This window comes from Paenibacillus sp. FSL H8-0548 (assembly GCF_038630985.1).
Classification (GTDB): domain Bacteria; phylum Bacillota; class Bacilli; order Paenibacillales; family Paenibacillaceae; genus Pristimantibacillus.
The window spans coordinates 290,588-303,326 of sequence record NZ_CP152049.1; the positions used below are offsets into that span (position 1 = coordinate 290,588).

The window sequence follows — 12,739 nt, forward strand, 5'->3', positions numbered from 1 at the left end:
GGGATGAAGGAAGTGCAGCTGCATGATCAACCCTTTTAAAAGGTTTAGAATCGATCGCTTGTTTTTCTTGAGCTTTTCCGTGCTTATTGTCGTTTTGATCTCTTTTATCGCTTGGATGAGCTACAGCATCTCGTCGAAGGCACTCGTGCAGACGACGTCCCACTATCAGCAGCAGCTGCTGGATGAGCTGAATAATGAAATTACGACAAGGCTCGTCACGATTGAGCAAATTTCATTATCGACCTCACGGGACAATGAGCTGATTACTTTTTTAATAAACAGACAGGATGCCTTTGATCGTTATCGGAGATACGTGGGTGTGGAACGAGCGCTAGCTAATTTAACCTATGCTATTCCGCTTATCCAAGGGATTGATTTGTATATGGAGGCTCCTTTTCAAGGTGATGCCAAAAGCTATATCCAATTTCGGGATATCAAGGATCTGAACAAGCAGAACTGGTCTCATTATCTCGCTCAGAATGATTTTGCTTGGTCTAGCGAGCATGATATTCCCAGCTTTCAAGGAGACGTACCCGTACTTAGCTTGGCAAGAAAGATTATGTATGAAGATACGTATTTGGGCGTTCTTGTTGTTCATGTGAAGGCTGAGGAAATTCGGAAGCTGCTAAAGGGCAAATCGTCCGAATCAAATCGTATGATGACTAATGCCGAGGGAGAGCAATTTCTAAAGACGGGACAGTCCTTGAGTCAAAATGAGCTTTCCTTGTGGGTTGACGTTAAAACCGAGAAGTCGGGGTATGTGCATATACGCGGAGATAAGAAGATAGATGATTCCCTTCTTGTTTATTCGAAGCTGGATACTTCAAATTGGACACTGGTTGAAATCACCTCATGGAATCAGATTACGATGAGCAGCTTCAAGCTAGCCGAGGTTATTATCATTATTGGAGTTGCGGTTATGCTGCTCCTGCTGCTTCTCACGCACTTTTTAAGCAAACAATTCACTAAGCCGATTAAGAAGCTGGTAGCTGCGATGGGGATGTATTCAGTGGGCGGTGACAATGCAGAGCTTCCAGCCGATTATGAAAATGAGTTTGGGTATTTATTTGCCGGCTATCGCAAGCAAAATGAACGCATTGAGGAATTATATTATTCGCTTCAACGCCGATATGAACAGCAGCGCAAGGCTGAAATAGAAGCGCTGCAAGCCAATATCAACCCGCATTTTTTATATAATATGCTGGATCAGCTCAATTGGATGGCTATCGAAGCCGGGCAGGACGAGCTTAGCCGAATTTTGGAGCTAATGGGACGCATGTTCCGTATCGGCTTGTCGAACGGTGACAGCTTCATCACCATCAAAGAGGAGCTTGAGCATACTATATGTTATCTTGAAATTCAGCAGCTGCGCTGGGGAAGCGGGCTGGACTATACGATTGAGGTATCGCCGGAAATCGAGCAACGATACATTCCGAAGCTTACGCTTCAGCCATTTGTAGAAAATTCAATCGTTCATGGCTTTAATACTAGGACAGCAGGCCATATTAGCATTCAGTTAGTTAATAAATGCAATGCTTTGCAAATTATTATTGATGATGATGGCAGTGGTCTTAGGAAAGGGAAGGACGTTAGGCAAAAACGTCATACGGGAGGATATGGAATCCGGAACGTGAGAGAGCGAATCTCGGGTTATTTTGGGGAGCTCTATGGCGTGACCCTCTCTGAACGGGAAGAGGGTGGAACTAGAATCGATATTCGGTTGCCGCTGCTTGCGGAGCCGCCTGTAAAGGAATTATAGGGGGGAGCAGACAATAGTCTATTTTAACACTTGTAAGGTTGTCGTTTGTTAAGGTTTGAGGAGGTAGGTAAGGTGCGGAAAATTGCGATTGTTGATGATGAACGCCAGGTGCTTCAAGGCATGAAACGCGTCATTCCATGGGATGAATTGGATGCAGTATGGATTGGTGAAGCGATGAATGGCGCCGATGGACTGGACATGATTCGTGCCACCAAACCAGATATCGTCATTACGGATATTTATATGCCAGCAATGAACGGCTTGGATATGATTGAGCAATTAAGAAAAGAAGGATTTAACGGTAAAATTATTATTTTGAGCGGGTATTCTGATTTTGAACATGCTAGACAGGCGTTAAGGTACAATGTAAGTGATTATGTTTCCAAGCCCATATCTGTGCCCACGTTAAAGTCTATTTTATGTAAGGTTATTCGGGAAATAGATGAGGATGAAGAGAAGAAAATAAAGCAGGATGAAATTGAGCAAAAGCTGATGATATACGAGCCCTTCATTGAGAAGGAATGGGTAAGATCAGCTGCTGTTGGTACATTGGATAGCTCTTATCAGGATGGCGAGCATTTGCCGTATCCGTATCGTTACTGGTCGGAGAGCAGCCATGTCGTTATCGGTCTTGATCTTGTTCATGATGCAAGGGCAAGCGGGCTTTCCTTGTCGGATTGGAACTTGTACCGTTTTGCGATTAGTAATATTGTATGTGAAATTGCCCGCAAAATTTTCCCGGAAATAGAATATGCAGAGCTTCACAGTACAAGAGCGGTGTTGATTGTTCATCCGGAATCGAATGATCATGAGCAGGTGGAGCAAAAGCTGCAGGATTTGGGCATAAAAATGATTGATAGCATCAAGAGCTATCTCAAGCTGGGGATGCGTGTTGGAATCGGCAGTCTGAAAGAAAGCTGGACGAAAATTCCGGAATCAACCGAGGAAGGGTTTCGAGCGATTGATTTGAGGGAGCATCGGCTGATTTCGACCTATGATTTGTATGCGTACAGCAAGAATATGAGCAATGAGCAAAAATCGGTTGTTTTATTTCCTGTTAAATTTTCATTTAAACTAGCTAGCGCCATCAAATCTGCACAGGAAGCTGAGGCGCAGCAGCTCGTTGCTGAGTATATCGGAGAACTAGAAACACAAAAGGGAATTACGAAGAATTATGTCCAGATGCTGGGGAGCGAGCTATGGGGAATTATCACGTATTGTCTTTATGAAGCGGGCTTGGTGCTTGACGATCTGTTTACGAATGATCAAATAGCCAAGGAGCTGGTTGAGCTTACGGAGCCGGAGCAATTAGCGAAGTGGCTGTCTGCGAAGATCTCGATTATTTGCTGCAGTCGTCAGTGTAAGGGAAGCAGCAAGCACAGGCAGGTGGTCGATTTTATAACTCAATACATTCATGAGCATTATGCAGATGAGGTGACGCTGGCGGATTTGTCCGATAAGGTGTTTATTTCTCGCAATCATTTGTCCATTATTTTCAAAAACATGACGGGTGAAACGTTCAATACGTATTTAACCCGGGTACGGATTGAGAAGGCGAGAGAATTGCTGCTTGAGCGGAATATGCTCGTTTATGAAGTAGCGGAGCAGGTAGGCTACAAAAATGTCCCTTATTTCAGCACTTTGTTTAAAAAAATGACTGGCATGAATCCAACAGAGCTAATTAAATAATGATGACCATAAGGGAGTAAGAAAAATCGCAAATGGGGGGATTTCAAGATGAAAGTGAAATTCAGCATAATTGGTGGATCCGGCTTTCGTGCGCAATATTATTTAAGAATAGCTCAGGCGATGCCCGATCGTTTTCATATAAGCGGTATGGTTGTAAGGGATATAGAAAAGGGCAAAGCGATGGAGGAGCAGTGGGGTGTTACAACTTATCGGACCCTGGAACAACTGCTTAAGAGCGAAGCTCCTGATTTCATTGTTGTTTCTGTCAGTGGAGCAGCCGGAATGAATTATTTACTTCAGCTGGCGGAGATCGGCATCCCTGCACTCGCCGAGACACCGCCAGCACCTAATATGGAGGGGCTTGAGCTTCTATATGACAAATTAATCGTTCCAGGCGCACGGATACAGGTGGCGGAGCAATATCAATATCATCCGATTCAGGAGGCACGCTTGGCAGCTATTGCATCAGGGATGCTCGGAAAAGTTACCGAAACTACTGTTTCCATCTCTCATTTGTATCATGGAGTCAGCTTAATTCGCAAAATGCTGGGCGTTGCCTTTGAAGAGGTCAAAATAAGGGCTATGCGCTTCGAATCCAATTGGGTTAGCGGGCCTACACGCAGCGGTCCCCCGACAGAAGACAAATTAATTGCCTCTCAAAGGGATTTAGCATGGCTTGATTTCGGCGACCGTTTAGGAATTTATGATTTTACGAAGGATCAGCATCGCTCATGGATTCGTTCGAACCACCTGTCAGTACGGGGGGAGCGGGGAGAAATATTTGATAGTCGCGTCATTATTCAGCAGGAAACGACGATTCCCCTTCAGCTAGAGCTAAAGAGAATAAATAAAGGCGAATTGGAAAATCAGGAAGGATATTTTCTTCAAGGTATTCTTTGCGGTGAACGTTGGCTTTATGAGAATCCATTCGCTCCGGCGCGGCTGTACGATGATGAAATTGCCATTGCGAGCTGCTTGCAGAAGATGGCCGATTATGTGAATGGCGGTCCTGAGCTGTATAGCCTTGCGGATGCCTCGCAGGATCATTATCTCGGGATGATGATTGAAAAAGCGATTCAGACGGGAGAAACGATTACAGCTCCGCGGCAGCGCTGGGCACGGGATAAGTAAATCGTATAAACAGGATACCTTACCTCCATTTCGAGGCAGGGGATCCTGTTTTTCTGTGTCCCAGTATGTATTTGATCAACATAAACTCCCCCCATTCAAAGTCCGTGTTATATTCCCCTAAATCGTGTTATTTTCAGGTACAAATGTTGAACCTCAAATTATATAATGTGAACACTAGGAAATGAAAAGGCTTACAGAACAGGTCGAATAATTACTTATCCTAAGCATGTAGTTCAGCTGATATGACTTAGTATGAAAGGGAGGCACTGGATTAATGAAAGCAAACGCATCCATAGCAGAACCAATAAAAACTAAAAAAACGAGCAAGGCATGGAAAGAACTTTTAATGGATTATCAATTGTATCTGATGCTCCTGCCTGGCTTGGCGGTATTAATTATTTTTAAGTATTTCCCCATTTACGGGGCGCTCATTGCGTTTAAGGATTATAACTTGCTTGATGGAGTTATGGGGAGCAAGTGGGTAGGATTAAAGCATTTTCAGAGTTTATTTAGTTCAGATAAATTTTATAGCGTGTTTATAAATACACTGCTCATTAACCTATATAAGCTTGTATTTCAATTACCCATACCCATTATTTTAGCGTTAATGATCAATGAGGTTAGAAACACGGTATTTAAGCGTTTTAGCCAAAGTATTACGTACATGCCGCATTTTCTATCATGGGTTGTTGTAAGCGCTATCTTCGCTAATTTATTGTCACCGACAAACGGGATTGTGAACGTTTTTATTGGTTATTTGGGGATAGACTCTATTATGTTTATGACGGATGAGCGCTTTTTTCGAGCGGTGCTTGTCGCATCGTCTGCCTTCAGAGAAAGCGGATGGAGCTCCATTATTTATCTAGCGGCTATTATGGCTGTCGATTCGCAGTTATATGAAGCAGCACGGATGGATGGAGCGAGTAAGCTTAGGCAGATCTGGCATATTACTTTGCCGGGAATTCGAAGTGTTATCGTCTTCATCATCATGCTTCGACTTGGCGCTGCCTTAGCGAATGATCTGGAGCAGGTATTAATGTTTTATAGCCCTATGGTATACAACGTGGGTGACGTGCTTGGAACGTATGTGTACCGAATCGGCTTGGGACAAATGAAATATAGCTTCAGTACAGCGGTGAATTTATTCCAGTCACTCATCGGCTTGGCGTTAGTCGTTATAGCCAACACGGTAAGCAAAAAGTTCGGAGAGCGTGGGCTATGGTAATGCTCGCGGGTGCAACCAGACAATAGGACAAAGGAGCAAGAGCATAATGAAGTTAAAATCGAGAGGCGAAATGGTTTTCGAAATCAGCAATTATATCCTGCTCAGTGTGATTATGGCGGCGTGTTTATTGCCACTGCTCAATATTGCTGCAAAGTCTTTCAGTAGTGAGGCCTATGTTTTAGCTGGAGAAATCTTTATATGGCCGAAGGGCTTTACTGCTGCTGCTTATGAGATCGTTCTCGGCAGCAGGAGGTTTTGGGACTCCTTCGGAAATACGGTGTTCATTACGGTAGTCGGTACAGCGCTGAATACCATGCTGACGATTTTTGCCGGATATGCATTATCCCGCAAGCGGCTAAGAGGTCAGAATTTGATTATGTTTATGTTTATCTTCGCGATGCTGTTCAGTGGGGGGATCATTCCAACTTATCTAATCGTCAAGGAGATTGGACTTTTGAACTCTTTGTGGGCGCTCATCATTCCTGGTATGGTAGCACCTTTCAATATGATTATTATGAGACTGTATTTCTATAATATCCCCGATAGTATGGAGGAGTCAGCGAAGATCGATGGAGCCTCAAATTTCAAAATCTTGTTTTCAATTATGATTCCGCTTGCGATGCCGTCCATTGCTACCATTTCATTATTCTATGCCGTGGAATATTGGAACAATTATTTTGATGCGCTGATCTATATTAACAAGCATAGTTTGTTTCCTCTGCAGGTCTATCTACGAGAAATTATTATTAATGCTTCAAGTGCCGATATAAACAATCTTGATTTGATGATGAACACCGCGCAAGAATCGGTACGAGGAGCAACGGTCGTGGCGGCTACATTGCCTATCTTGCTTGTGTATCCTTTTCTCCAGAAGCACTTTGTTAAAGGTGTTATGCTGGGGGCTGTCAAGCAATAAGGGGGTTTAACCGATACTGTTCAGCCATCTTATCGGAATTCAGAGTGGGGGCTAAAGCTTAACCATTCTTTATTCATAGATTAACAAAACAAAAAGGGAGGAATTACTTTTGAGAACTAGATGGGATAGAAGGCTTCAAGCGGTGTTAATCGCGATGCTTGTGATGATCATGATTGCGGGATGCGGGAACGGAGGCAATAATGCTTCATCGGAGGGCAAGAACAGCAACACGGGGTCAACGGAAAAGGATAAGAGCCCAACCGCCGATGGAGATAAAAAGACGAAGCTAAAGGTGTATGTTCCATCCAATGTTGAGGAATTTCCTTCTGGGACAGATTTGAATAAAAACGAAATTGTAAGCTACATTGAAGAGCAAACAAATTTTTACATTGAATGGGAAATGCAGCCGAAGGAGAGTGTTGATCAGAAGATCAATATTATGATGGCTTCCGGAGATGCACCGGATTTAATTATTACAGGCAGCAAAGAAATTTATGCTAATTTGGCACAGCAAGGATTGCTCGCGCCGCTTGATGAAGCATTGAAAGAGGTCGGACCAAGAATTATGGAAACCGTACCTGCAGATACGTGGAAAGCGGTTACCTATAATGACAGCATCTATGCGATCGCGGTTCCTCAGAATCAGGTATCAACGATGGGAATGCTCGTAAGAACAGATATTTTGGATGAGCTCGGAATTGCAATTCCTAAGACCTTGGATGAATATACGGCTGCTTTGAAGACAATTAAAGAGAAAAAGTCTGATAGTGGGCTTATACCGCTGCTAGGCGGGGCTGCTGATGGAAATGGGAATACTTTTGGTTATATTCAGAGCTTTTCTGGCGCCTTTGGCCTGGGCTCCCAGTATGTCGTAGAGGGTGATCATGTCGTTCATACGTATACACAACCGGCTGCCAAAGAATTCCTGGCGTATATGAACAATCTATATAAAGAAGGAATTTTGGATCGTGAGTATCCCGTCAATAAAAATCCTAATATACAAGAGAAAATGGTTAGCGGGCAAGCGGCGATGGCTACAATCGGTTGGGCGGATGCCAAGGGCATAACAGAGGCTCTTTTGGAGAAAAACCCAAATGCGAAGCTAGAGTTCATTCACCCGCCAGTAGGTGCAGACGGTAAATTCGGTTATCAGCAGAATACGCCAGTACGTGTTTATATGCTAGTGCCGAAATCAAGCAAAAAAGTGAAGGAGGCTGTTGAATTTATCAATAGCTATATGGCAGAAGATGTACTGAACGTCGTCTCCTACGGATGGGAAGGAAATCATTATAATACAACAGATGGTGTCATAGTCGCTACTGAAGCCGCAGAACAGATCCGTTACAGAATTTACTATCAGCTGTGGGATACTGAAAAGAACTTCTTGAATCGGGTAGCGCTGAAGGGCTTCTCACCTTATTATGAACCGCTTAAAGAATACGTGAAGTACACAGAGATCACGAACTTTGCACCTCCGATTCCTGAGGTTGAAGAAAATTCGCAATCACTGTTGGATTTAACGAATGAATATTTTATAAAAATAGTTACGGGAGCTTTGCCGATTGATGCCTTTGATGAGTATGTGAACAAATGGAACAGCCTTGGGGGTGAGGCATCACTAACAGCAATCAATGAATGGTACCAAACATTCAAGTGAAACCTAGCAATCTTGCAAAATAGTCTCGATTGAGAGTGGTACAATAGGACACGAGAAGTTGATTTTATCTGCGTTGTTTTTCAAAGGCAGGTTAGGAGGAACGATTCGTGTTATCCATGATCATAGTAGACGATGAAGATATTATTCGTGAGGGACTGCGCGATTATATCGCTTGGTCTGAGATGGGTATTCAGATCAGTGGTGAAGCAGAAAATGGCAAGGAAGCACTTCAAAAGGTCAGGGATCTCAAGCCGGATATTTTGCTTACCGATGTGGTGATGCCGGGCATGAATGGGCTGGAGCTCATTCAAGCCATTCGGGAAGAGGGTCATCCGGTAGAGATTGTTGTTCTTAGTGCATTCGAGAATTTCCAATATATTAAATCAGCGCTCAAGTTTAATGCCGTCGACTATCTAGTTAAGCCATTCAACCAGATTGAGCTGGAGCAGGTGATGGGCAAAGTCATCTTGCAGGTAAAGCGGGATCGAATGATCGCGGATTATATCCCGAGTCAAGTATTGACCATCGGCAGCGGTACTCGAGATCAGCGGTTGTCCCAAGAGATTATTAAGCTAATTGAACAACGATATATGGAACGGCTTACGATTCAGGACATTGCTACTGAGGTTTGTCTATCCATCAACCATATGGCAAGTGTCTTTAAGAAGGAGACCGGTGAGACGGTTGTCGATCATCTGACGAAGGTTCGGATGAAACACGCAAAGCGGATGCTGCGTGATCCATCCTTCAGGATCTATGAAATTGCTGGGGGTACGGGATATTCAGACGCCAACTATTTCGCTAAGGTCTTTAAGAAATATACAGGTTTTAGTCCGAAGGACTATAGAGAACAGTGGTTATGAGGATTAGTGCAGCTGCTGTGAGGGTGCTGTCCATGCTGGGTCGAACCGTTCGAATACTCTTACCACGACGGATCACCCTGCGGGGGAAGCTCATGCTTTCTTATTTGACATTGATTGTTTTGGCGACATTTCTGATTGGCTATTTCTCGTATATGAAGGCAACACAGATTGTGGAGGAGCAAGTCGGTGCGACATTTAAGCAAGCGCTGCATCAAGCTGCCATCAATATCACGTATAGGCTGGAGGAAGTAGAGAATGTATCAGAGCTTATTCTGACTCATTCACGGCTGCAGCCTATTCTGAAGAGGGCGCAATCAGGATACGGCGATACGACAACGGTACAACTGCTGAATGATTTTCAAGACTTGATCGGCATTATATCTAATCTAGAGAATAATCGGAATATTTACCGAATTCGGCTATTCGTTCCTGGTGATTCACTATATTCACGCGAGAACAATAACATCTTTAGAATGCAGGATCTAGACAGTGAATTAATACAGCAAATAATGGATACGAATGGGCACATCTTGTGGAAGAGTACTTACGAGCAGGAATATTTGCCTTCGAACAAGCAAGAGGTCATTTCTTTGTTTCGTACCATTAATGACTTGCGCAATCTTAAAACGGTACTGGGCGTAGTTGCTATCGATATTCAGGAGGATGTGCTGAACGGCGTTTTCAAGGATGTGAATTTTTCTGAAAACGGTGCCATCTTCGTCTATAACAATGGAGAGAGGATTACCTCCTTTACCTCCGCGGCGATTTCCGATTACGCGGAAAGCGATGTAATGGATAAGATACTAAACGCGAGTCCCTCAGAGGAACTGCCTATTATTCAGCTAGGCGAGACGGACTACTTCACTATTTTCCAAGAGGTGGAGTACAGCGGCTGGGAGATCGCGGCCTTGGTTCCCGTTCAAGAAATTAGGGCCAAGAGCCAAATCATTGGAAAATTTACAGGTTTAATTGGTCTTCTTGTCATCTCCTTGGCAACGTTGTCAGCGGCTCTATTGGCTAATCAGTTGACTCGTGGTTTACGTACTCTAGTTGTGCATATGCAGGATGTTAGGCATGGGAGCTACGGTCAATTGATCCGAGTTACCGGAAACGATGAAATATCGGGATTGCAATCGCAATACAATAGTATGGTCTTAAGGATAAGAGAGCTGATTGAGACCGTCTATCTCATGGGCGTACGAAAACAGGCAGCAGAGCTTACGGCATTGGAATCACAGATTAAGCCTCATTTTCTCTACAATACACTGGATACCTTGAAGTGGATGGGGATGAAAATCAAGGCAGATCATATGGTTTCTCTCGTAGATTCATTGTCGAAATTTTTTCGGCTTGGCTTGAATCGTGGTCAGGAGCTGACAACTGTGGTGAATGAGCTAGGTCATGTCCAAGCCTTCATGAATATTCAGGATATTCGGTTTTCAGAAAAGCTTAGCTACTGGTATGAGGTAGACAGTGAATTGCTTAGTTGTCGAATTACGAAGTTAATTTTACAACCCATAGTGGAAAATGCGGTCTTGCATGGGATTCAGCAAAAGGAAGACCATTCTGGCACAGTCATCGTGCGAGTATATGCGGACAATGCCCATTACGTATTCGATGTTATTGATGATGGAGTGGGCATGACCCGTAAGCAGCAAGCTATACTGCTGCAAGAGGATCGGGGCGGCGGATACGGTGCGAAAAATGTGCATCAACGGATTCGTCTGTATTACGGGGACAATTACGGAGTAGAATGCTTTAGCCGCTTGGGTATTGGTACATGCATCCGTATTCGGCTGCCAATGGTTAAGAGTGAGCTTCATGGGAGTGGAAGGCTGCATCTTTAGTGCAAATGTAAATAATTGGCGGTATACATTCAGAGGAGGGAATATTCAAATGAATTTAAATCTAACGTATGAGCAACTGGAAAGCTACAAGCAAACGGGATATTTGGTACTGCGAAATGTGTTTAGCGAGCAAGAAGTACGCTTATGGCAAGCGGAATGCGACCGTCTTCAAAGCCTCGAAGAGTATGTGAACCCACTGAATCTTCGTGTTGCTTTTCGTCAGATAGCTAATGGAGAGAAAATGATTGAGAAGTTTGATCCTCTCCTGGACGTATCGCCGGTTTTTGCTAATCTCTTTCAGGATGAGCGGATTTTGGCACCGCTTCGAGATATTTATATGGATGAACCGCTTCTCTTCAAAGATAAATTAATCTTCAAACTACCTGGGAATGCTGGCTATACGATGCATCAGGATGCTGCTTTCTGGGATACGTTCCCGTATGAAGGACTGATCTCTGTCATGGTTGCCATTGATGGTGCCACTAAAATTAACGGCGGTTTGGAATTGTTTCCTGGGTATCATGATAAGCTGCGTCAGAAAGAGCCGCTTCGTAATTTTGATGCGGAGGAAATTGCCGCCATTGATGCTTCTAAAGGGGTAATCTATGAGACGAATCCAGGGGATATGATTCTATTCTCGTCCTTAACACCACATCAAAGTGGCTCAAATACATCGGATTCAAGCAGGAGACAGCTGTTTTTGACTTATTCTCCTACAAAAAATGGGCAGTTATATAAAGCGCATTATCAGCATTATATCCGCTATGCTACTCGCGGGGTTGACGCGACGACTCTAAACAAAAGCTACTTTAAGTAAGAGGAAGCAGAGAGCGAAGAGGCTGTATAAGCAAACTGACGAGGCAAGGAGAAATATCAAATGAAGAGTGCTGCACATTCAGGTGTTAATTGGATAACAGGAGTAGATGGACTCGTTAGCTTCTGGGATTTTCAGGAGGCTTGTGGCGATGAATACGTGGCAAAGGGACCTTATCCGTACCGATTGAAGAAAATGAACGAGACAGTAGAACAGGCGGAAAAAGGTGTTTTTGGAGCGAACTCAGTCAATTTAACGAATGGCAGCTGGCTCAGTATTCCTCGCAATGATTGCCCTGAACTAAATATTCATGGACCGCAGGCGACTCTGACTGTCGCAGCCTGGATAAACCGTGCTGAGATCACGAGCAGCGGATGTGAGTTTATTGCCGGAATATGGAATGAAACAGCTAAAAAGCGCCAGTACGGTATGTTCATTAATCTGGAAATATGGGACAGTTCGGAACAAGTATGCGGCCATGTGTCTGCTGTTGGGGGTCCAACTCCGGGGTATAAATACTGCATGACAAGCGCAATCGGGGCTACACCCGTCTCCAAAGGAGATTGGCATTTCATTGCCTTTACTTATGATGGTATGGAAGCAAGGGCATATCTGGATGGACGGCTTGATCGTAGAGATAGGTATAATCCTTACGCTTACCCGGATGGACTATTTAATGGGGGAGAAGGCGGTGCAGACTTTACCGTAGGGGCGGTCAACCGTTCCGGTGAAATCGGCAACTTCTATAATGGCTTGCTCGGAGGTTTGGCTGTGTTCAATCGTGCTTTGTCAGAGAAAGAGATACTCATGATCCATCAGCAATGGGTGTAGGAGTAAA

Annotated in this window: 10 protein-coding genes; all 10 read left to right on the forward strand. The window is 44.0% G+C overall.

All coding sequences use genetic code 11. The annotated features are described in order from the left end of the window. Window positions 1-22 precede the first annotated feature (22 nt). The 10 genes from MHI37_RS01380 (at window position 23) to MHI37_RS01425 (ending at window position 12,732) form a co-directional block, all read left to right on the forward strand. Window positions 23-1,759 (forward strand): sensor histidine kinase, encoded by a 1,737-nt coding sequence (locus tag MHI37_RS01380; protein WP_076339571.1) that lies wholly within the window; start codon window positions 23-25, stop codon window positions 1,757-1,759. 72 nt (window positions 1,760-1,831) lie between these two features. Continuing rightward, entirely contained in the window at window positions 1,832-3,448 is a 1,617-nt protein-coding gene (locus tag MHI37_RS01385) for a response regulator transcription factor (protein ID WP_076339572.1), read from the forward strand. 48 nt (window positions 3,449-3,496) lie between these two features. Next, window positions 3,497-4,579 (forward strand): Gfo/Idh/MocA family oxidoreductase, encoded by a 1,083-nt coding sequence (locus tag MHI37_RS01390; protein WP_076339573.1) that lies wholly within the window; start codon window positions 3,497-3,499, stop codon window positions 4,577-4,579. Between the two features lie 274 nt (window positions 4,580-4,853). Then, window positions 4,854-5,804 carry an ABC transporter permease subunit gene (locus MHI37_RS01395; protein WP_076339574.1) on the forward strand — a complete coding sequence of 317 codons (951 nt, stop codon included), beginning with the start codon at window positions 4,854-4,856 and terminating at the stop codon, window positions 5,802-5,804. Between the two features lie 46 nt (window positions 5,805-5,850). Then, window positions 5,851-6,720 (forward strand): carbohydrate ABC transporter permease, encoded by an 870-nt coding sequence (locus MHI37_RS01400; protein WP_076339575.1) that lies wholly within the window; start codon window positions 5,851-5,853, stop codon window positions 6,718-6,720. Between the two features lie 109 nt (window positions 6,721-6,829). Continuing rightward, the gene (locus tag MHI37_RS01405; protein ID WP_144023802.1) at window positions 6,830-8,377 is read left to right on the forward strand and encodes an extracellular solute-binding protein; all 1,548 of its coding nucleotides are present in this window, start codon (window positions 6,830-6,832) and stop codon (window positions 8,375-8,377) included. 116 nt (window positions 8,378-8,493) lie between these two features. Beyond that, a complete protein-coding gene (locus MHI37_RS01410; RefSeq protein ID WP_256710701.1) occupies window positions 8,494-9,240 on the forward strand; it encodes a response regulator in 747 nt (248 codons plus the stop codon). 92 nt (window positions 9,241-9,332) lie between these two features. Then, the gene (locus MHI37_RS01415; protein ID WP_076339578.1) at window positions 9,333-11,087 is read left to right on the forward strand and encodes a sensor histidine kinase; all 1,755 of its coding nucleotides are present in this window, start codon (window positions 9,333-9,335) and stop codon (window positions 11,085-11,087) included. 49 nt (window positions 11,088-11,136) lie between these two features. Beyond that, complete coding sequence (locus tag MHI37_RS01420; RefSeq protein ID WP_076339579.1) at window positions 11,137-11,904, forward strand: phytanoyl-CoA dioxygenase family protein; 768 nt, start codon at window positions 11,137-11,139, stop codon at window positions 11,902-11,904. A 60-nt stretch (window positions 11,905-11,964) separates the two neighbouring features. Further along, window positions 11,965-12,732: a LamG domain-containing protein gene (locus MHI37_RS01425; protein WP_076339580.1), complete on the forward strand. Its 768-nt coding sequence runs from the start codon at window positions 11,965-11,967 to the stop codon at window positions 12,730-12,732. Window positions 12,733-12,739: the final 7 nt, after the last annotated feature.

What these genes read in the sequence shown, in the direction of transcription:
- MHI37_RS01425 (WP_076339580.1), top strand. Translation starts at nt 11,965, where the DNA reads ATGAAGAGTGCTGCACATTCAGGTGTTAATTGGATAACAGGAGTAGAT.
- MHI37_RS01380 (WP_076339571.1), top strand. Translation starts at nt 23, where the DNA reads ATGATCAACCCTTTTAAAAGGTTTAGAATCGATCGCTTGTTTTTCTTG.
- MHI37_RS01410 (WP_256710701.1), top strand. Translation starts at nt 8,494, where the DNA reads ATGATCATAGTAGACGATGAAGATATTATTCGTGAGGGACTGCGCGAT.
- MHI37_RS01390 (WP_076339573.1), top strand. Translation starts at nt 3,497, where the DNA reads ATGAAAGTGAAATTCAGCATAATTGGTGGATCCGGCTTTCGTGCGCAA.
- MHI37_RS01395 (WP_076339574.1), top strand. Translation starts at nt 4,854, where the DNA reads ATGAAAGCAAACGCATCCATAGCAGAACCAATAAAAACTAAAAAAACG.
- MHI37_RS01420 (WP_076339579.1), top strand. Translation starts at nt 11,137, where the DNA reads ATGAATTTAAATCTAACGTATGAGCAACTGGAAAGCTACAAGCAAACG.
- MHI37_RS01415 (WP_076339578.1), top strand. Translation starts at nt 9,333, where the DNA reads ATGCTTTCTTATTTGACATTGATTGTTTTGGCGACATTTCTGATTGGC.
- MHI37_RS01400 (WP_076339575.1), top strand. Translation starts at nt 5,851, where the DNA reads ATGAAGTTAAAATCGAGAGGCGAAATGGTTTTCGAAATCAGCAATTAT.